This is a genomic window from Paenibacillus sp. A3M_27_13, assembly GCF_024213315.1.
Classification (GTDB): domain Bacteria; phylum Bacillota; class Bacilli; order Paenibacillales; family Paenibacillaceae; genus Paenibacillus; species Paenibacillus polymyxa_B.
In genome coordinates this window covers 1097619-1117029 of sequence record NZ_JANAVE010000001.1, presented here as the reverse complement: position 1 = coordinate 1117029, position 19411 = coordinate 1097619, and the positions used below count along the sequence as shown (strand labels likewise).

The window sequence follows — 19411 nt, the reverse complement described above, 5'->3', positions numbered from 1 at the left end:
ATTCAAGCAGCGGCTCCTTACGGAGTATGGGTCTGCGAGGTGGATTTCGGAGAGGAATTTCAGCAGACAACCCCTTAGGGGTTCATGAATACAAGAACGTTAGCTGAAATATGACTAAAAAAACAAAAAGGAGCCAAAACAATGAGTGAATTGACTTCAGGAAGCTTATCACTATTGAAATATAAAGAAGCAATTCTTGAGCATGATCCTATATACGCGGAGGATTTAAATGACAAATGGTTTGTTTTCGTAACCAAAGATACAGAAGAAAGTGAAGAAATTCCAGAAAGTCTATTTCAAATTTCAGAAAAAATCCCAGTGTTATATTTTTATAATTTTGAAGATCACTGTTGGGGATACCGTGTAGTTTACAATTCACAAGAGATAGCAAGTCTTCATATATCATATGTGTTATTAGATACTTCAATTATTAAGCTTGCAGAAGAAAGATATCCAGAGGAAGATCACATTGAATTTTTATATGTAGACCCTAGAGGGGACAAAATCAGAACTGAATTAATTGAAGAAGTTCTGAGATCTAATGAATACAATGAGAAAATAGCAAAACAGTTTACAAATTGCAATCTAAAAACATTTAGATTTTTTGAACTAGATAATGAGCGAATAAAACAATTAGACGATATTTTGAATAATAATTACTATACACAACTGGAATCTGAGCATCAGTTAGTAGAAGAGTTTAAAGAATTATTAAACATTGAGGAAATGAGCTGGATACGAGCAGATAGAATTAATAAAGAATAGAAGGGGATAGTAGTTTTACGAAGAACATACATCACCTAACACAGTATCTGACGCTGCGTTGAGGGCGCTTCTTGTTCTGCCCGAGGAAGCGGAATCAAGCAGACAACCTGCACCATCTAACCATGATGCGCCAGACGCTAACGTTCCTTTAAGGTGGTGAGGGTTCGTAGATACAAGAACGTTTAGGTGAAATGCGAAGTGTTAGGAGGCTTGAATGAATTACGATGAAGTATTAAATGAAGTATTCTTTAAAGATGGAAGTCTAAGGGATATTTATATATTGGATACAGACATCCAAGTATGGGCTTTAATTTTTAATTACCTAGAAAGTAGTGAGATTAATTATCAGGTAACTATAGATGGGCTACTAACTAGAATTAGGGATATTGCTGAATTGTTAAGAATTAAAAAAGAAGCAAGTATTGGGATAACTATTGAATATAGTGAAATTGATATTTGTGGGCATTTTTATGAAGGAAGCGTTATTGAATTTGATATTTCACCAATACAGATAGACTCAGAGAAAAAAATAGATGTACTCATGAACTTTCTAAAAGATTTAAGTCGGAACCTAAACAAAACGATAATTATAACTCCAGAAATGACTATAGAAGAGGTATTAGTTCGAGTAGAGCCTAAAGGGAAAATTGAATTAATTATGTGAGTATTTCAGTGCATTCCACCTAACATCGTATTCACACTGTAGTCGCTTTCGCTTCCTTGGTCCACTAGATGCGGCTCAAGAAGCGAATTCAGTGGACCGTCTGAGAACTTAACCATGTAGCGGGCAGCTCCTTCAGAGCCTTAAGGTTCTCATGTTCGTGAATACACAAACGTTAGCCGAAATAACCGTAATATTGAAAAGGAGAGTATACATGAAATTTACTTATACACTAAGTAATATTGGTTGGGCAGATGTACATCTTCGAATTGAAAATTCGGAAATTTATACTTCTCCAAGCTATCTCTCTGGGGCTCAGGCGATCAACCTTGCAAGGCTAAGTATTTGACTCGGTGCTGAAGCACCTTAATCCTTTCGGGGGATAAATACATAAACGTTAGCTGAAAATCGCCAAATTAAATAACAAGGGGGATTTTTATGTCTGATATTACTGGGACAATAAAATTGATTATCTAAGAAATACCCGCTGGTTGTACTATAACGATGATTACTTGGAATTTCTTATACAAAGGGTTTGGAAGATAAATAAACCTGTAAAGATCATAGATTATGGATGCGATTTTGGATATTTAGGACTAAAGCTTCTTCCATTGCTACCAAATGGATCAACATATACTGGCATTGACAAAGGCATGGAATTAATTAAGCAAGCCAATAAAATACCAAAAACAATATGAAGCAGAAGCAACTTTTTCTAAAGAGTTCAGTGATAAATCTTGGTTAGTATAACACCTAATATGAAGATTTCCTTTGGTACGGTACAGAGACTTTTAAAGTAGGGTGTATGCAAAAAACATTGTGGGAGGCTATATGTGGGTACAGACATTTGGTTTTTTGTAGAGAAAAGGTACTTCAGAGACGAATGTGAACAGATTGATGGTACTTGGAGAAAAATCAAAAAGAGTAAGCAAGAATTAAATGATACTGCTACTTGGTTAAGTGTAGATAAGTGGACTGTTAACCCTTATTACTATCTGTATCCAGAACACAAGACTTCTAAATTGAAACCAAGTGATCCTTATGAATTTTACAGTGGGGATAGAAACTATGATTTATTTAGTATTCTATCGAATACTAGGAATGATCATAATCTAAAGTTTAATCTTTGCCAAGAGGTCTTCCAGTGGATATTTCCCCTCAATTGAGTGAAGTTGCATTCGAGGATAAAGATGATTTTTATGACCACAGTTGGCTATTATTGAAGGATTTAATTAATTTTAAATGGGATGAAAATTATTATTGTGATCAATTTATGGAATACAGAAATATTATGAATACATGTTCGAACTTCATCAATGAAACAATTCCAAAATTATTGAAATTAGGGAATGCTGAAGATGTAAGAGTGATTTTCTGGTTTGGTTAGGACAGAATATTCGTCTTATTTATCAGGTGAGTTATGTGGGATTAGAAGATGTTAGTAGCTCAAAAAAATGTGGTGGATATCCTATACTTAATATTCAACTGCATCTCCTTACGGAGCCTAGGTCTGCGAGAAGGAGTCTCGAAAAAGGATTTTCAGCAGACAACCCCTTTGGGGGAGCGTGAATACAAAAACGTTATCTAAATAATTGCAATTTGAAAAAAGGAGCGTGATACCATGAATGAGAAGTCACGGTTACTAGAGGAGTTCAAAGAATGGATCAGTTTTGTTTCTGAGATTCGTGAAATGGATTGGCAAATAACGATCGCTGAAGGTAAATGGTCAGTTCAGGATGTCGTAAGTCATATACTGCTGTGGGATAAATACTTTTTTGAAGCAGCAATAAATCCGATATTAAACAATAAACCTTTGACATTAACACATATGGATTTTGAACAATTTAATCAGGATGCTATTGAATATGGAAAAACAAAAACGAAAGAAGAATTAATTAAAATGACTATTCAGTACCGTAACATGATATTGGAGAGTATAGAGAGTTTTGAAGACGACAAGTTTACTAAAGAATATGCTAACGGGAAGTTTACTGTAATATCATATTTAAGAGATTTTATCTGGCATGATCAACATCATATCAGACAGATTGATGAACTTAAAAGAAAAGCTATGTGAGTATATAGGCGGGTGAATCATGTGGGGGATTATTGGAACAAAAGATTTACTGAAGAAGGGATGATTTGGGGTTGTGAACCAAGTCAAACTGTAACCCAAGCTATAGATTTGTTCAAAAAGAATAATGTACATGATATTTTGGTTCCTGGTGCTGGATATGGAAGAAATACGAAGGCGTTCTCTTCTTATTTTCAGGTTGATGGAATTGAGATATCTAGTTCAGCTATAGATCTAGCAAAAGAATGGGACTTAAAAACGAATTTTATTCAAGAATCGGTATTAGAGTTTAGTACATGCCAAAGGTATGATGGAATATATTGTTATGATTTATTGCATTTATTTTTGTTAGAGGACCGAAAAAAACTGATACAGAATTGCGTGAAGCATTTGAAGGAATTGGGAGTAATGTATTTCACATGTTTTTCTGATTGTGATTTTAATAATGGTGTGGGTAGGGAAATTGAGGAAGGAACATATGAATACAAGAAAGGGAAATATGCTCACTTCTTTACTGAAGAAGATTTAAAAGAACATTTTAATGATTTGAATATATTAGAAACGGGTTCCATAAGAGAGACTCTGATATATGCAGAAAAACAACAGAAAAAATATGAATTAAGATATATATTTGTTCAAAAGATTGGATAGCTATTCTAAGAAGCAAGTAACTTCAACTACATCGTTGTATTGCTTCGCTTATCTCAAGTGGATTTTTTTGTACTTTTAAACAAAGCAAATACACTGCCGTAAGCCTAATCGCTTAGGACAGTGTATTTGTCTTTAGAACCTGTATATCCGTTGAAAACTTTTTATTCCTCTCCGGTCGCCACCGGATTCTCCTCATAGCTGATCCAGTCGCTCCAGCTTCCCGGATATAAACGGACCTTACTAAATCCAGCTTCATTCAGGGCCAGTACATTGGGACAGGCGGATACGCCAGAACCGCAATACACGATAATTTCTGCGTTTGGATCAAGGTCGGCAAAGTGCTGCTGCAATTGTTCCGCATTTTTAAAGCTGCCTTTTTCGTCCAATACTTCTTTCCAAAAGTAATTCACCGCACCGGGGATATGCCCCGCAGCTTGATCTATGGGCTCTTCCAGTCCCAGGTAGCGCGGCCGCTCTCTGGAGTCGATCAGTATAGGTGAAAAACCGATATAGGAGCCAACAGGAGCAGAATCTTCGGATATATGTTGTACTTCTTTCATACTTGTGAGCATTTGTGGCTGAACATTTGCCACAAAGGTCGAGGGAATGCGAATCGGCTGATCTGCCGTAACGGGGAATTTTGCTTCCTTCCAGGCACTGTAGCCTTCTTCCAGTACGTACACCTGCTCATGCCCGAGGTAGCGCAGGAGCCACCAGAAGCGGGAGGCCATCATACCCCCTTGGTCATCATAAGCGACGACGCGTGAAGATGCGTTGATTCCGGCACGACTCAGACGTGCGGCAAGTGTATCCGCATCAGGTAATGGATGGCGACCACCATGCTCACCAAGAGGAGCAGTAAGGTCTTCTTCCAAATCGAAGTGAACCGCCCCTGGAATATGGTCTTCATTAAATTGAGTCCGTCCAGCCCCGGCTTGTCCGAGCAGGGAACGGCAGTCAGCAATGATCATGTCCGGCTCATACAATCGGGCCAGCAGCCAGCGTTTGGATACGATGGATTTCATAGAGGATTCCGCCTTCCTTTATTTAACAGTAAATTTAATCCGTTGAGTATGGTTTATGAAAATGGGGTAAATAAGTTAAGAGCTGACCTTCAGGGGATGCTCAGTGTCGGGCAACTCACTTTGGTGGATGACTTTCTTTTTAAAATCCGCTCCGTATCGGATAAAAATCCATACCCCGAACAGGATGAAAAAGCCTGCACCAAATTGTAAAGTAGACAACCTTTCCCCGAGCAGCACCCAAGCTAGCAGGGAAGAAATAACGGGTTCGCCGAGTACCGCCATCGACACCGCGGTGGCGTTAATGTATTTGAGCAGCCAGTTAAACAGGTAATGTCCGAACAGCGTAGGCACAATGGCAAGCAGCAGGAACAGTCCCCATTCCCGTGGAGCGTATCCGGTAAAAGGAATGGCATTGACCACATTATACAGCGCAAGTGAGGTGGCTGCGATGGCGAAAACCCAAAAATTATACACAAACGCGCTCAAATGCTCGCGCAGATGCTTGCCCATCAGCATATGGATGGACACGGCTACCATACCCAAGAAGGACAGTGCGTCCCCGAGCAGGGCTTGTCCCGAGACATGGAAGTCTCCAGCTCCGATGGCCAGTGAGCCGATAAAAGCCATACCCATTCCGATGAGCATAGCACGATTCGTGCCCGTCCGGAAAAACAAAAAAGAACCGAGCATGACAAGGATCGGCTCCAATGTCATAATAACGGTAGAGCTTGCAACGGTGGTCAGTCGCAGTGAGCCCATCCAGAGTAAGAAATGCAGCCCTAGCGCAATGCCGGACCAGAGGATCAGCATCCACTGCTTGCGGGTCAGGCTAAATAGCTCAGTGCGGTACTTCCAGACCAAAGGCAGCATGATCAGATTGGTTAGGTACAAACGGTACATAGCGATGACGGACACCTCGGCTTCAGACCATCTTACGAAGATCGAGGAGAACGAAATAGCGATAATACCTATGATGTACAATAATTCAAAGGAAAACGACGGTTTGTGTGCTTGATTCATGTGGCAGCTCCATCCGTATGGAAGAAAGTAAATACGTCTATGTTCCTTCCAAGCGGTATCTCGAAAAATAGGTTTAATACAGCCCATTATACCGTACCTGACATTCCCGTGGTATTAGGATTTTGCAAAATCCTGAGAATATTATAAACGGGAGCAGGAGGTAGGATTTTAAGTGAGATGCTGCGTAGAACTTTTGCTGCACAAGCTCGTCTATCATAGTGGAGGTGGATTTTATGAAAAAACAAAACACATTTTCAATCATACTACTGACTGTAGTAGCAGTGCTGGCTCTGTCAGCCTGTGGAACGAAACCGCAAACCAATAACACCGCACCTCAAGGGTCAGACCAACCGCAAACGCAACAGCAGCCGCAAGTTAAACCGGAGCCAATCGCTGAGCCGGAGGTTAAAAAAGGCACAGGTGTATACAATGGAGCTGCTGACCCCCATACGGTTGAAATTGAAACCAATGGCGAAGCCCAATCCTTCCAATTGGGGGAGGGACTGGACACGGTAATAGCTGGTCTTAAAGAAGGCGATACAGTAGCGTTTGAATATAACGAGAAAGCAGTAGAGGGCGACGCGACGGCGAAGCAACTGACTTTAACGAAAATACAAAAAACAGAGGCTGCAACAGATAGCAGTCAAAACGGAAGTTCTGGTCAACAAGCAGGCGGGGAACGCTCGAAAACTCAAGCTTTTGAGCTTACCCTTGAAGGAAAAAAGGAAAAGCAGACAGCAACATTGGCAAAAGGAGAGGGATATTCACTGTATGTGTTTGATCCGATGTCCCTGTTTCCCGATCAAAACCGTGTTGCCTTGGCTGTAGATGATAACTATTATGCTGAAATTACAAAGCTGCCCTCCGATTTTAATCTGGATGAGCTTCAAAAAGAAGGCGAAAAGGATCTAGCTTCCATCGGCAAGGTGCAAAAGCTGGACAAAACAGCCGTACCTCAAGCGCTGTCCAGTAGCCGTCTGTTCTTACAAGCGAGCAGTTCGAAGATGACACAACAATATATTGTTGTAGAAAATAAAACAGGCGGTTTCATCGTGAAAGTGAACATTCCACAAGGTGAACCTGCTGAAGGATTCGAATCCTTCATTTATACATCGCTGGAGAGCCTGCAAGCTAATAAATAACCCTACTTTGGTGTGGGGTGGTCGGCGGCTTACAATTATGAATTTAAGGCAGTCATGCCGCTGAAAATAGTTATTTTAAGGGCTAGGTTAGAGCTATAAGGGTCTAATCTATAATTGCGAGACCTGCACTTTTGTGCTATAAAGGATGAGAGAATAAGATCATTCCGGCTTGCGAAGTCGTATGAAGCGATGAAGGAGTTGTTAGATTTACTATGTCCATCGAAATGAATACACAAGAAGTCATCAACGTGATTAAAAACAGCAAGAAAAAGACGCCTGTTAAAGTATATGTAAAAGGAGCTTTGGCTTCCGCATCTTTTGGCGAGAATGTTCAAGCTTTTATTTCTGGAGACAGTGGTGTTGTATTTGGGGATTGGGCTGATATCAAGCCTGTACTGGATAGCGCAAACGCGAAAGAAGAAGACTATGTGGTGGAAAATGACCGCCGTAACTCTGCTGTTCCTATGCTCGATCTGAAAGGCATCAATGCCCGCATTGAGCCAGGCGCATATATTCGTGACATGGTTGGCATCGGTAACAATGCAGTCATCATGATGGGTGCAGTGATTAACATCGGTGTCACCATTGGTGAAGGCACGATGATTGATATGAATGCTGTGCTGGGCGGTCGTGTTAAAGTAGGTAACATGTGTCACATCGGTGCAGGCGTTGTCCTGGCGGGTGTCATTGAACCACCATCTGCACAGCCAGTTGTAGTAGAAGACGATGTATTGATCGGTGCGAATTCGGTCGTATTGGAAGGCGTGCGAATTGGTAAAGGTGCAGTTGTTGCAGCTGGAGCTGTCGTAACTGAAGATGTGCCTGAATACTCCGTAGTGGCGGGTACACCTGCACGTGTGATCAAACAGGTCGACGATAAGACCAAATCTAAAACTGAAATTTTGAAAGAACTGCGCGTTCTGTAAGAAGGCAAAAGTTTTTTATGTACCAAAGGTGAACGATTCCTTGTCAGAAGCATGATGCACTGACAGCATAACTTAGGGACGAAGCACAACGGACAAGGCTCGGCGGCTGCGCCGGGCTTTTGTCCTTTTGTTCTTTTGCCAGATAAGAGCTGATGAGCTATAAAGAGGAGGCGTAGCGGTAATGAGTACGGTCGACTATCGTTCTTTTGTCCAAATACGAAGAGATTTACACCAAATTCCCGAGCCGGGTTTTGAGGAGTACAAAACACAACAATATTTGCTGGATTATTTGGAAACGCTCCCTCAGGAGCGGTTGGAAATTCGTACATGGCGTACGGGCGTGTTAGTGTTCATTCATGGAACAGCTCCTGAACGCCGCTATGGATATCGTTGTGATATGGATGGTTTGCCGATTGAAGAAGAGACAGGGTACGATTTCCGTTCGACTCATCCCGGCTATATGCATGCTTGTGGACACGATTTACATATGACGATTGGATTGGGAATTGTTACTCACTTTGCAAGCCATCCGATTAAGGATGACCTGGTTGTGTTGTTTCAACCAGCTGAGGAAGGGCCGGGCGGAGCCTTGCCTATGCGGGACAGCATGGAGCTGGCAGACTGGTTACCCGATGAAATTGTCGCGCTGCATGTTGCACCTGAATATCCTGTCGGTACCATTGCGACTCGCCCGGGCATCCTATTTGCCAATACGTCGGAGCTTTTCATCGACCTGAAGGGTATGGGCGGGCATGCTGCGTATCCACACAAGGCGAATGATATGGTAGTGGCTGCTTGCCAACTGGTGGGACAATTACAGACGGTTGTAGCCCGTAATGTGAATCCACTCGATGCAGCGGTCATTACCGTGGGTAAGGTTAGCGGAGGCACGAAGCAAAATATTATCGCGGAAACCGCCCGTTTGGAGGGTACGATTCGAACGTTGTCAGCCGATACAATGATGCTGGTTAAATCACGGATTGAAGCGCTGGTACGCGGTGTTGAAGCTGGATTTGAATGCCATGCAGAGATTCACTATGGCTCAAACTATTTGCAAGTGTACAATGAAGCTCAGGTGACCGAGGAATTTATGAACTGGGTCCGTAATCGGCAGGATGTGCAGCTTATTGAATGCGGAGAAGCGATGACCGGAGAAGACTTTGGGTATTTTCTGGAGCGAATTCCCGGTCTGATGTTCTGGCTTGGTGTTGATACGCCTTATGGTTTGCATCATGCGAAGCTGGAACCTGCGGAGGAAGCGATTGGTGTAGCCATTCGTGTGCTGACAGACTATTTTACATGGAAGTCTCAAGGGTAAATGATACGCCCTGAATAATTATGTTTAATGAAAAGAATGAAATGGAATGAAGTCGAATTTTTGAAGGAGGGTGTTATGGGAGAGCAAACCATCATCCGATTTGAACGGGTGACCAAGCAATATGACAACGATCCCCCAGTGCTGGCGGACGTCAGCTTTGAGATTGAGCGTGGTAAATTTTATACACTGCTGGGTCCTTCCGGCTGTGGTAAAACAACGATTCTGCGTATGATTGCAGGTTTTGCGGAGCCGACAGAAGGCTCTATTTATTTAAATGGAAAACTCATTAATCGTGTTCCAGCCAATGAGCGGCAGGTCAATACGGTTTTTCAAGATTATGCGCTATTTCCGCATCTGAATGTGTTTGAAAATGTAGCCTTTGGTCTGCGCATCAAAAAGATGAACAAAAAGGACATTCAGGAGAAGGTGACACAGGCGTTGTCCTTTGTCAATCTGGAAGGCTACGGTGAGCGAGAAATTTCTGAGATGTCCGGGGGACAGCGTCAGCGTGTAGCCATCGCACGGGCTATCGTCAATGAGCCTGATGTTCTGTTGTTGGATGAACCGTTGTCTGCACTGGATTTAAAGCTGCGTACAGAAATGCAGTACATTTTGCGCGAAATGCAGCAGCGTCTTGGAATTACCTTTATTTTCGTTACGCATGACCAGGAGGAAGCGCTGGCCATGTCGGACGAAATTTTTGTTATGAACAAAGGTAAGATTGAGCAGAGTGGTACGCCTAATGATATTTATGATGAGCCGATTAATCGGTTTGTTGCTGATTTCATCGGCGAATCCAATATTGTCCCAGGACGGATGATTGCGGATTACCAAGTGGAATTTAACGGTCGACAGTTTGAATGTGTTGACGGAGGATTACGTCCGAACGAGCCCATTGAAATTGTGATCCGGCCAGAGGACTTGGAGATTACGAGTGTGGCTGAAGGCAAGCTACGTGTAAAAGTGGATACCCAATTGTTCCGAGGTGTTCACTATGAAATAAGCTGCTATGATGATTCGGGTCAGGAGTGGCTCGTACATTCTACCAAAAAGGCGGAGCTGGGCAGTGAAATCGGTCTGCGATTTGACCCGGAAGCGATCCATGTGATGCGGTTCGGGGAAACAGAGGAAGAATTTGATCGGCGTCTGGAAGCCTATGAAGAGGTGGATCAGCATGTCCGGTAATACAAGAGCAGCGTATCTGCTGCCTTACTATTTATGGATTGTGCTGTTCGTGGCAGCTCCGGTTGTACTTGTGTTTTACTATTCATTATTTGATGTGGATGGTCATCTCACCTTCAACAACTACGCTCAGTTTCTGACACCTGTTTATTTGAGCATGACGCTTAGCTCGTTCTGGTATGCATTTCTGATCACTGTATTTTCACTGTTAGTTGCTTACCCGGCAGCATATTTGCTCACACGCACCAAGCATAAGCAACTGTGGCTGTTGCTCATTATTTTGCCGACCTGGATTAACTTGCTACTCAAAACGTATGCTTTTATCGGGATCTTTGGTACCTATGGCCCGGTGAATGCGGTGTTAGGTATGGTTGGGTTGGGTGGTCAGCAATTATTGTTTACCAGCTCCAGCTTTGTGTTTGTGTCGGTTTATATTTTTGTGCCTTTTATGATTTTGCCTATCTATAACGCGTTGGAAGGTTTAAACCCTTCATTGCTGGACGCAGCCCGTGATTTGGGAGCCTCCAAGTGGACCGCGTTTCGCAGGGTTATTTTCCCGTTAACGCTTGCGGGTGTGCGATCCGGTTGCATGGCTGTGTTTATTCCAGCGTTGTCGCTGTTTATGATTACCCGCCTGATTGCAGGTAACCGTGTGATTACACTGGGGACGGCGATAGAGCAGCATTTTCTGGTTACTCAGGATTGGGGTATGGGCTCTACGGTTGCCGTGTTCCTGATTTTGGCGATGGGGATCATTATGCTGCTCACCTCGGGAACGAAACGGAGGGTGCGGCATGGTAAATAAAAACCGATTCGGGAATATTTATTTGGTGATTGTTTTTCTCGTGTTGTACGCACCTATTTTGTATTTGATGTACTATTCCTTCAACAGTGGCGGGACGATGCATGAATTTGAAGGTTTTACACTCCAATATTACAAAGAGGTGTTTGCAGACACCCGTTTGATCATTATTGTCATTAACACCTTGGTGATTGCTTTGCTGTCGTCTGCGTTGGCTACGATTATTGGCATTATGGGGGCGCTGGCTATTCATCAGATGCAGAACCGTCGAGTCAAAAACACGATGCTGTCGCTCAATAATGTATTGATCGTGAACCCGGACGTCATTATTGGCGCTTCCTTCCTCATTTTGTTCACGATGGTCGGGATTAAGCTGGGTTTCTACTCCGTTTTATTATCCCATATTGCATTTAGTGTGCCGATTGCGGTCATTATGATTCTGCCGAGGTTGCAGGAAATGAGTCCATCTCTGGTCGATGCCGCGCGTGATTTGGGTGCCAGCCGAATGGATGTGCTGACCAAGGTGATTCTACCCTTTATCAAGCCAGGGATTTATGCGGGCTTCTTTATGGCGTTAACATACTCGCTGGATGATTTTGCGGTGACCTTTTTTGTGACAGGTAGTGGCTATTCGACCTTATCGGTGGAAATATACTCACGTGCCCGTCAAGGGGTTTCCTTGTCCATCAATGCGCTATCCACGCTCATTTTCCTGTTTACTGTGCTGCTGGTGGTGGGTTACTACTTTATTATGCGCAAGGCGAATCGTAATGGTAAAAAAGAGCCTGCGGCAGAAATGGGGGTGCCTAGATGAAGTCACTTGTGCGCGTGTTTCTGTCCATTTTCATCATCTCGTTTGGTCTGATGGGGGTGGCCGCATGGCTTAATTCCAGTCAAGGCTACTCCGGTGGCAACACACTGACGGTGTATAACTGGGGAGACTACATTGACCCCGAGCTGTTGGAACGGTTTCAGAAGGAGACGGGGATTACTGTCATTTATCAGACCTTTGACTCCAATGAGGCGATGCTGACGAAAATCGAGCAGGGAGGAACTTCCTTTGATGTAGCGGTTCCCTCGGAATATGCTTTGGCTAAAATGAAGCAGGAGCACTTGTTGCTCCCGTTGGACCACAGCAAGCTGCCGAATTTGAAGCATGTGGATTCTCATTTTCTAAACCTTTCGTTTGACCCGAATAATGAATACTCGGTACCATATTTTTGGGGTACAGTCGGGATTGTGTTTAACCCGGAGCTGACGAAAGGCATTGATTTTCATAGCTGGAACGGTCTGTGGAATCCAAAGCTACGTAATAACCTACTGTTGGTTGATGGTGCGAGGGAAGTCGTAGGGATGTCACTGAACAGCCTTCACTATTCCTTGAACGATACGAATGAGGCACATTTACAGCAGGCTTTGACGAAGTTGGAGAAATTAGCGCCTAATGTCAAAGCGGTTGTCGGTGACGAGATTAAAATGCTGCTGGCAAACGAGGAAGCTGCTGCCGGCGTTGTATGGTCCGGTGATGCGTCTGAAATCATGGATGAGAACGAGAAGCTCGATTACATCGTGCCAGATGAAGGCTCCAACTTGTGGTTTGATAATATGGTTATTCCAAAAACTGCTACGCATGTGGATGCGGCCCATAAGTTCATCAATTTCATGATGCAGCCCGATGTAGCTGCTCAAAATGCCGAGTTTGTAGGATACTCCACACCCAACGAGGATGGAAAGAAGTTGTTGCCTGAAGATATCTCTGGCGACGAGCGTTTTTACCCTCCGTCCGAAATTACAGATAAGCTGGAAGTATACAACAATCTAGGCAAGCGCAAGCTCGCTCATTATAATGAATTGTTCCTGCAATTCAAAATGCATTTAAAGTAGGGGAGTAACGTTGGGATTAGGGGTTGGTGCTTTAAAGGTCGCTGCGGTGGCGGATGGTGCTTACCATCGCTGTTAAATTCCGATTTTTATGATTGAATATTTAAAGGTGAAAATCGGAATTTAAAGGCGACCGCTCCGCTTGTCCAGCACCATTCCGCCCCCTCCGCTGCACCGTGCTTAAAGGTACGCACCCATGAATCCCTACGCCGATAGCCGGTGGGAGTAGTGGAAGAGCGAAAAGGCCTCTGAGCCACCTGTACGGGTGGCTCAGAGGCCTTTTTTATGTTTACTCACCGTGTAAAGCGGGTGAGTATTTTTTTACCCCTGCGTCTCCCACACACGTTAGAGAATTGTGGGATTTTAAGGCGGGCAGTGAGCGAAGCGGGCCATTTGAATCTGGAGAAGCGGTAGTGTTCGCTTTTGCTGTGGGATTCTTACCTATAAATGTTTTATCCAATTCAAGAATCCCACCGCAACGGCGATCGGAAGATCAAATGGACTGCGTAGCGCCTCCTCCCGCCTTAACTCCCTATAACCCTTTAACAAACCTCTCTATTTTATCCAACCCTTGCTCCAGCACATCCTGCCCGTAAGCATAAGACAAGCGAATGTATCCTTCGCCATAGGAAGAAAAGGCATCTCCAGGTACGACAGCCACTCCATGCTCTTCCAGCAGCTTCAAGGTAAAATCCATAGAGCTTAATCCAAAATGCGCGATGGAAGGGAAAAGGTAAAAGGCTCCCTCGGGTTTCTCCAGCGGGATACCCATGTCTGTCAGCCTTCCATGTACATAATCACGACGCTTGCGGTATTCCTCACGCATCGGAAGTGCATCATCGACACCAGTGGTCAAGGCTTCCAGGGCAGCATATTGGCTAATCGAGCTGGCACAGGTTACGTTGTACTGATGGACTTTGACCATGTGCTGTGTAATTTCAGCGGGTGCAAGTGTAAAACCAATGCGCCATCCCGTCATGGAATGTGATTTGGACAGACCGTTAATGACGATGGTGCGCTCACGCATACCTGGCAGAGTTGCAATGGACACGTGGGGGGTATCGTAAATCAGTTCACTGTATATTTCATCCGAAATGATAAACAGATCGCGTTCCTTGAGTAAATCCGCGACTGCTTCCAGTTCTTGGTGACTCATCACCCGTCCGGTCGGATTCGAAGGATAGCCGAGAATGACTGCTTTTGTCCGCTCAGTCAGATAAGGCTCCAGTACCTCTGCCGTTAGCTTGAATCCGCTGTTGCGGGTGTCAGCCAACACTGGAATGCCACCTGACAAACGGATCAATGGCTCATATCCTGGGTAAATCGGCACTGGCAGAATGACTTCATCGCCGGGTGACAAAATCGTGCGTAAGGTAATATCCAGCGCTTCACTGGCTCCGTTCGTTACGATAACCTCATCCTGTCCACGGTAATTTAGGCCGTATTTACGAGCTACAAACGCCGCTGCGGCTTCTCGTAATTCCGGCAGTCCCGGATTAGGTGTATAGGAGGTGCGTCCTTCGTTAATCGCCCGATGGGCAGCTTCCATAATATGCGCAGGGGTAGGGAAGTCCGGCTGTCCGATCGTTAATGACAGGGTTCCGGGTAATGCGGCAACTTTGTTGGCGATTTTGCGGATGCCGCTGATTTGAATGTTTTTAACCTGATCGTTAAGCAAATGCTCCATAGCTTATGTGCCACCTTTTTCTGTATTAGAACAAGTTTACAATAATTTGATCTGAATATGCTACGGCAAGAAGAATTCATTTTTATATGATGGTTTTGCAAAAATCCAATAAGCGACTTCCAATGAACAATATATAGACCGAAGTGGTCTAGTGCGTCTATATATTGCACTTTGGAGCGACTGGAATCGAATTTTGCAAAATCCTTACATAATTAAGGTACTAAATTGACTAATTTATGGTATCTTAAAAGAAGAATATATTTGTAAGCGTAATCATAGTAAAAATGGGGAGGGGAGTATCTTTTGATGAAACAAGAATACATAGTAAAAATATTACCCACGAAATTAAAAAGGTTCGGAATCACATGGCTCAGTGTCATACTGGTGCTTTCGGCTGGAGGGCCGGTAGGGTTGTCCAGTGGAAAAGCTTCGGCAGAGCCTGCATCTTTTGCAGGAAAAGAGGTGCAACCTTCACCCGTAACTGTAGGGGCAAGTGTATATGCAGATGTCTATTTTCCTAAAAAGCTTCGCATCCACGATATACAGGGGGTAGCACACCGTTCTCCATATGAAGGACAAAAAGTAGCGGATATTGAAGGCGTTGTCACAATGGTGAAGGGGAGCAGCTTCTATATCCAAGAGATGGATGATCAAGTGGATCAGGATGAAAAAACATCCGAGGCCATTCTAGTGTACAAGCCTAGTCACGGTGCACAGGTAGGGGATGAGGTAAGGGTTAGCGGTTCGGTGAAGGAATACACGGAAAGAACATATGGAAGTAAGCCAATCGACTTGACGACCACAGAAATTGTGGCTTCTTCGGTTAAGGTAATTGCCAATGACCGTCCATTGCCATCTCCAATTTTGCTAGGTGAACAGGGACGTGTGATGCCGACATCTGTTGTGGATCATGACGGAATGACGGTGTTTGATCCACAGGAGGATGGCTTGGACTTTTTCGAAAGCCTGGAAGGCATGCGTGTAGAGTTGAAGGATGCCACTGTGATTGGTCCTTATGGTTATGAAATTCCAGTCCGAATTGATAACGGTCCAAACACAGGTGAGGTTGTAACGGAGGCAGGCGGACTCATGCTGACAGAAAGAAGTCTGAACCCGCAACGGATTCTGATTGATGCGAAGCCTTCGACATCGTTGAAGACAGGCGATCGTTTTGCGGGTCCTATCACAGGTGTGGTGAGCTATAGCTTTAGCAATTATAAGCTGCTGCCAGAGCGTATGCCGGATGTTGTACCTGGCGGCCTCCAGCCAGCCAACACGCGTTTGTTACGCGATGATCGTAAGCTGACAGTAGCTTCTTTTAATGTGGAAAACTTCGATCCCGGTGATGGAAAACGAATAGATCAGCTGGGGCAGGCTATTGCCGTAAATTTGAATCATCCGGATATCATAGGATTGCTGGAAGTGCAGGATAATAACGGTGAGAAAGACGATGGCACCACAGACGCTTCCGAAAGCTTCCGAGTGCTCATAGAGGCGATTCGTGCTCATGGAGGCCCGGAGTACGCTTTTACAGATATTGCCCCTGAAAATAATAAGGATGGCGGTGCCCCCGGTGGCAACATCCGTGTTGGCTTCTTGTACAATCCGCAACGTGTTACGCTGACCGACAAGCCCAAGGGGGATTCAGTTACGTCTGTCACTTATGGAGTGCAGGGACTCTCTCTCAACCCGGGTCGGATTGATCCCCTGAATGCGTCATTTGAAGACTCGCGCAAGCCGTTGGCCGCTGAATTTGAGTTTCAAGGCCAGCAGGTGATTGTGGTCGCTAACCATTTTAATTCCAAAGGGGGCGATCAAGCGCCATTTGGAGGAATTCAGCCACCTGTGCGAAGCAGCGAAATACAGCGTGCGAAGATTGCAACGATTGTGAATGGCTTTGTAAAGTCGGTACTGCAAGTGAACCCTAAGGCCAATATAGTGGTGCTCGGTGACCTGAATGATTTTCAATTTTCGGAAACGCTGGCTTTGCTACGGGGGCAGGGATTGACCAATCTGATTGACAACTTGGATGAAAAGGAACGGTACTCCTATATTTATGAAGGTAACTCGCAAACATTGGATCATATGCTGGTCAGCCCGTCACTGAGCAAAACATCCGTGCTGGATATCGTTCATATGAATGCAGACTTTAGTGCGGCGGACGGGCGGGTAAGCGATCATGATCCGTTGGTTGCGCAAATAGATTTGCCGCGCAAAACGGAAGAACCACCAACAGATGGTGGGAGTGGCCGAAATGACGATGACGATGACGATGAGGATCAGCAGGATAACGTTGGAAACGCCAACGCTGGGAATAGCAGTAGCAGTAACATGAATGGAACGGTAAATGGGCAGGGTCAGACTGCCAGCAGTGAACCCAATGGAAGCAGCCTGTCTGGTACAAATGTGGTGCAAGTCAAGTCTGTAATGATCGGAGTGGAGCAAAACGGACTGAAAAAGGCAGTTGCTCAAGTAACAGCTGCTGAAATACAAAAGGCCATTCAAAATGGCGCGAAGGGTACGCTTGTGATCCGTGCAGGGGAGCAAGTAGAAGCGAGGACGTACGAGGTTCATTTAAACGGTGAAGCTTTGGGAGCCGTCTTGAACGACCGTATTCGTACTCTTCGAGTGGAAACGCCACAGGGTGGATATGAAGTAGCAACAAGTCGTTTGTCTCTTCAGAAACTGGCTGATACCTGGCAGGTGCCTGTAAAACAAATTTCCTTGAATGTTTCCGTCGCTTTGAACGAAGAATTGGCTAAACGCTTGGATGTTCCGACAGGGCGCAAACTGTTACAGGCTTTGGATATCACAGCTGAACTGAGAAGTGAGGATGGACGGAAACAGCTTTTGGCAGGTAACGGAGACTCTGGTAGTGGGTATGAACGTTATCTGTTACGTGTTCCTGCAACGGTCGATGCAGACCAGCTTGCTGTAGTGAAGGTATCGACCAACCAAGCCGGACAGCTGTCCTATCAACCTGTTCCTTTTCACGCTGCGAGTGAGGAAATAACCGTGTATGGACGTTCGGGAGGGACTTACGCTGTGCTTGATGGCGGGGCTTCTGGTGAAGTCAGAACGTTCATGGATATATCCGGCCATTGGGCGCAGCAAGACATTACACGGTTGGCAACTCGCCTGCTTGTGACGGGGACCCATTCAACAGCCTCTACAGCTAGTGCGACTCGTGAAAGGGACTTAGCGAACGTGCATTTTGAGCCTGAAGGCCAGATGCGACGCTCTGAACTGGCAGCGATGCTGGTTCGTGTGCTTGGACTGGAGCGTACAGATCGCACGCTGACGAGCTTTGACGACGTTCAAACCGAATCGTGGTATACGGATTCCGTACGTACCACAGCAGCAGCCGGGCTGATCAACGGCTATGCTGACGGAAGCTTCCGTCCTAATACACCGGTATCGAGGGAGGAACTGGCTGTGATCATAGTGAGAGCCTTGCGCTTCGCTGGGAACACAGAAGAAAATACAGGAGAAGTGAGTGAAAGTATATCCGTATCATTATCGGATGCGCAGGAGATTTCTACATGGGCAGCTCCGGCTGTGAAGACTTTGTCTGGACTAGGTATTATGAAGGGAGACGAGAAAGGCCGTTTTGGCCCGGCTACATCCGTGACGAGGGCAGAAGCAGCGGCTGTATTATCACGCACACTGGATAAGCTACATTGGGAATAGGAGACTTCACTATACAAATGTCAGATTGATTGACTTTATACGATAGTTAAGTTATCTTTTGTGGAGAGGTAGTATGATACAGTAGAATGAATTACGAATGAAGAGGTGAAATGTCGTGGGAGTAACAGCTAAACAAATTTTTGTGAATTTACCAGTTAAAAACCTGCAACAGTCCATTGATTTTTTCACTACCATCGGATTTGAATTCAGCGCTCAGTTCACTGATGAACATGCAACCTGTATGGTTGTTAGTAAGCATATTTTTGTCATGTTATTGGTTGAAGAACGTTTTAAAGCGTTCACGACAAAAGAAATTTCAGATGCCACAAAAAGTACAGAAGCGATTGTTGCCTTATCGGTAGAGAGCCGAGAAAAGGTGGACGAGATCGTCCACAAGGCTTTGGAAGCAGGCGGCAAGCCCTCGAACGAACCTCAAGATCATGGTTTTATGTATGGATGGAGCTTTCAGGATTTGGATGGTCATCTGTGGGAGTTCTTTTATATGGCAGAGCAGTAATGGAAATAAGAATGATGAAGTAAACGAAGTATTATGGAAAGTAAGCTATCCTCAAAAGATAGTTTGCTTT

Annotated in this window: 19 protein-coding genes and 1 pseudogene; 17 read left to right on the top strand and 3 right to left on the bottom strand. The window is 44.6% G+C overall.

Annotation, left to right across the window (positions count from 1 at the left end):
- Nucleotides 1–141 precede the first annotated feature (141 nt).
- The 8 genes and pseudogenes from NLX82_RS04940 (at nt 142) to NLX82_RS04910 (ending at nt 4151) form a co-directional block, all read left to right on the top strand.
- Nucleotides 142–765: a hypothetical protein gene (locus NLX82_RS04940; protein WP_254347538.1), complete on the top strand. Its 624-nt coding sequence runs from the start codon at nt 142–144 to the stop codon at nt 763–765.
- A 214-nt stretch (nt 766–979) separates the two neighbouring features.
- Nucleotides 980–1429: a protein export chaperone secb gene (locus tag NLX82_RS04935; RefSeq protein ID WP_068942469.1), complete on the top strand. Its 450-nt coding sequence runs from the start codon at nt 980–982 to the stop codon at nt 1427–1429.
- 211 nt (nt 1430–1640) lie between these two features.
- On the top strand, nt 1641–1775 hold the full coding sequence (locus NLX82_RS27515) for a hypothetical protein (RefSeq protein ID WP_256703474.1): 135 nt from the start codon (nt 1641–1643) through the stop codon (nt 1773–1775).
- Between the two features lie 115 nt (nt 1776–1890).
- A pseudogene (locus NLX82_RS04930) lies at nt 1891–2109 on the top strand (methyltransferase); the annotation flags it as partial.
- Nucleotides 2110–2259: 150 nt separating this feature from the next.
- On the top strand, nt 2260–2592 hold the full coding sequence (locus NLX82_RS04925) for a hypothetical protein (RefSeq protein WP_254347537.1): 333 nt from the start codon (nt 2260–2262) through the stop codon (nt 2590–2592).
- The gene (locus NLX82_RS04920; protein ID WP_254347536.1) at nt 2571–2813 is read left to right on the top strand and encodes a hypothetical protein; all 243 of its coding nucleotides are present in this window, start codon (nt 2571–2573) and stop codon (nt 2811–2813) included. Before NLX82_RS04925 ends, NLX82_RS04920 begins: the two co-directional genes overlap by 22 nt.
- 234 nt (nt 2814–3047) lie before the next feature.
- Nucleotides 3048–3503, top strand: coding sequence for a DinB family protein (locus NLX82_RS04915; RefSeq protein WP_061829686.1), 456 nt, complete (start codon nt 3048–3050; stop codon nt 3501–3503).
- A gap of 21 nt (nt 3504–3524) precedes the next feature.
- Nucleotides 3525–4151: a class I SAM-dependent methyltransferase gene (locus NLX82_RS04910; RefSeq protein ID WP_254347535.1), complete on the top strand. Its 627-nt coding sequence runs from the start codon at nt 3525–3527 to the stop codon at nt 4149–4151.
- Nucleotides 4152–4312: 161 nt separating this feature from the next.
- On the opposite strand, the gene NLX82_RS04905 is transcribed toward NLX82_RS04910, so the two are convergent.
- Both NLX82_RS04905 and NLX82_RS04900 read right to left on the bottom strand, forming a co-directional pair.
- A complete protein-coding gene (locus tag NLX82_RS04905) occupies nt 4313–5176 on the bottom strand; it encodes a sulfurtransferase (protein ID WP_068942461.1) in 864 nt (287 codons plus the stop codon).
- Nucleotides 5177–5251: 75 nt separating this feature from the next.
- Nucleotides 5252–6196, bottom strand: coding sequence for a DMT family transporter (locus NLX82_RS04900; RefSeq protein WP_254347534.1), 945 nt, complete (start codon nt 6194–6196; stop codon nt 5252–5254).
- A gap of 233 nt (nt 6197–6429) precedes the next feature.
- Here NLX82_RS04900 and NLX82_RS04895 point away from each other — a divergent pair, with 233 nt between their 5' ends.
- The 7 genes from NLX82_RS04895 to NLX82_RS04865 all read left to right on the top strand — a co-directional run bounded on the left by NLX82_RS04895 (nt 6430) and on the right by NLX82_RS04865 (nt 13450).
- Nucleotides 6430–7338, top strand: coding sequence for a hypothetical protein (locus NLX82_RS04895; RefSeq protein ID WP_254347533.1), 909 nt, complete (start codon nt 6430–6432; stop codon nt 7336–7338).
- Nucleotides 7339–7550: 212 nt separating this feature from the next.
- The gene (dapD, locus tag NLX82_RS04890; protein ID WP_013311259.1) at nt 7551–8264 is read left to right on the top strand and encodes a 2,3,4,5-tetrahydropyridine-2,6-dicarboxylate N-acetyltransferase; all 714 of its coding nucleotides are present in this window, start codon (nt 7551–7553) and stop codon (nt 8262–8264) included.
- A 181-nt stretch (nt 8265–8445) separates the two neighbouring features.
- Nucleotides 8446–9582 carry an N-acetyldiaminopimelate deacetylase gene (locus NLX82_RS04885; protein ID WP_254347532.1) on the top strand — a complete coding sequence of 379 codons (1137 nt, stop codon included), beginning with the start codon at nt 8446–8448 and terminating at the stop codon, nt 9580–9582.
- A gap of 75 nt (nt 9583–9657) precedes the next feature.
- Nucleotides 9658–10767, top strand: coding sequence for an ABC transporter ATP-binding protein (locus tag NLX82_RS04880; protein WP_028542542.1), 1110 nt, complete (start codon nt 9658–9660; stop codon nt 10765–10767).
- Entirely contained in the window at nt 10757–11569 is an 813-nt protein-coding gene (locus NLX82_RS04875) for an ABC transporter permease (RefSeq protein WP_023989586.1), read from the top strand. The genes NLX82_RS04880 and NLX82_RS04875 overlap by 11 nt, the downstream gene beginning before the upstream one ends.
- The gene (locus NLX82_RS04870) at nt 11559–12380 is read left to right on the top strand and encodes an ABC transporter permease (RefSeq protein WP_023989585.1); all 822 of its coding nucleotides are present in this window, start codon (nt 11559–11561) and stop codon (nt 12378–12380) included. Before NLX82_RS04875 ends, NLX82_RS04870 begins: the two co-directional genes overlap by 11 nt.
- Nucleotides 12377–13450: an ABC transporter substrate-binding protein gene (locus tag NLX82_RS04865; RefSeq protein ID WP_254347531.1), complete on the top strand. Its 1074-nt coding sequence runs from the start codon at nt 12377–12379 to the stop codon at nt 13448–13450. Before NLX82_RS04870 ends, NLX82_RS04865 begins: the two co-directional genes overlap by 4 nt.
- Before the next feature lie 529 nt (nt 13451–13979).
- Here the strand turns inward: NLX82_RS04865 and NLX82_RS04860 are convergent.
- On the bottom strand, nt 13980–15134 hold the full coding sequence (locus NLX82_RS04860) for an aminotransferase A (RefSeq protein WP_028542539.1): 1155 nt from the start codon (nt 15132–15134) through the stop codon (nt 13980–13982).
- Between the two features lie 306 nt (nt 15135–15440).
- Here NLX82_RS04860 and NLX82_RS04855 point away from each other — a divergent pair, with 306 nt between their 5' ends.
- Both NLX82_RS04855 and NLX82_RS04850 read left to right on the top strand, forming a co-directional pair.
- Nucleotides 15441–18824, top strand: coding sequence for an S-layer homology domain-containing protein (locus tag NLX82_RS04855; protein WP_254347641.1), 3384 nt, complete (start codon nt 15441–15443; stop codon nt 18822–18824).
- 115 nt (nt 18825–18939) lie between these two features.
- Nucleotides 18940–19341 (top strand): VOC family protein, encoded by a 402-nt coding sequence (locus NLX82_RS04850; RefSeq protein ID WP_254347530.1) that lies wholly within the window; start codon nt 18940–18942, stop codon nt 19339–19341.
- Nucleotides 19342–19411: the final 70 nt, after the last annotated feature.

Coding starts and splice junctions, on each gene's coding strand:
- NLX82_RS04915 (WP_061829686.1), top strand. CDS start 3,048: ATGAATGAGAAGTCACGGTTACTAGAGGAGTTCAAAGAATGGATCAGT.
- NLX82_RS04895 (WP_254347533.1), top strand. CDS start 6,430: ATGAAAAAACAAAACACATTTTCAATCATACTACTGACTGTAGTAGCA.
- NLX82_RS04870 (WP_023989585.1), top strand. CDS start 11,559: ATGGTAAATAAAAACCGATTCGGGAATATTTATTTGGTGATTGTTTTT.
- NLX82_RS04880 (WP_028542542.1), top strand. CDS start 9,658: ATGGGAGAGCAAACCATCATCCGATTTGAACGGGTGACCAAGCAATAT.
- dapD (WP_013311259.1), top strand. CDS start 7,551: ATGTCCATCGAAATGAATACACAAGAAGTCATCAACGTGATTAAAAAC.
- NLX82_RS04935 (WP_068942469.1), top strand. CDS start 980: ATGAATTACGATGAAGTATTAAATGAAGTATTCTTTAAAGATGGAAGT.
- NLX82_RS04875 (WP_023989586.1), top strand. CDS start 10,757: ATGTCCGGTAATACAAGAGCAGCGTATCTGCTGCCTTACTATTTATGG.
- NLX82_RS04860 (WP_028542539.1), bottom strand. CDS start 15,134: ATGGAGCATTTGCTTAACGATCAGGTTAAAAACATTCAAATCAGCGGC.
- NLX82_RS04905 (WP_068942461.1), bottom strand. CDS start 5,176: ATGAAATCCATCGTATCCAAACGCTGGCTGCTGGCCCGATTGTATGAG.
- NLX82_RS04885 (WP_254347532.1), top strand. CDS start 8,446: ATGAGTACGGTCGACTATCGTTCTTTTGTCCAAATACGAAGAGATTTA.
- NLX82_RS04900 (WP_254347534.1), bottom strand. CDS start 6,196: ATGAATCAAGCACACAAACCGTCGTTTTCCTTTGAATTATTGTACATC.
- NLX82_RS27515 (WP_256703474.1), top strand. CDS start 1,641: ATGAAATTTACTTATACACTAAGTAATATTGGTTGGGCAGATGTACAT.
- NLX82_RS04865 (WP_254347531.1), top strand. CDS start 12,377: ATGAAGTCACTTGTGCGCGTGTTTCTGTCCATTTTCATCATCTCGTTT.
- NLX82_RS04940 (WP_254347538.1), top strand. CDS start 142: ATGAGTGAATTGACTTCAGGAAGCTTATCACTATTGAAATATAAAGAA.
- NLX82_RS04855 (WP_254347641.1), top strand. CDS start 15,441: ATGAAACAAGAATACATAGTAAAAATATTACCCACGAAATTAAAAAGG.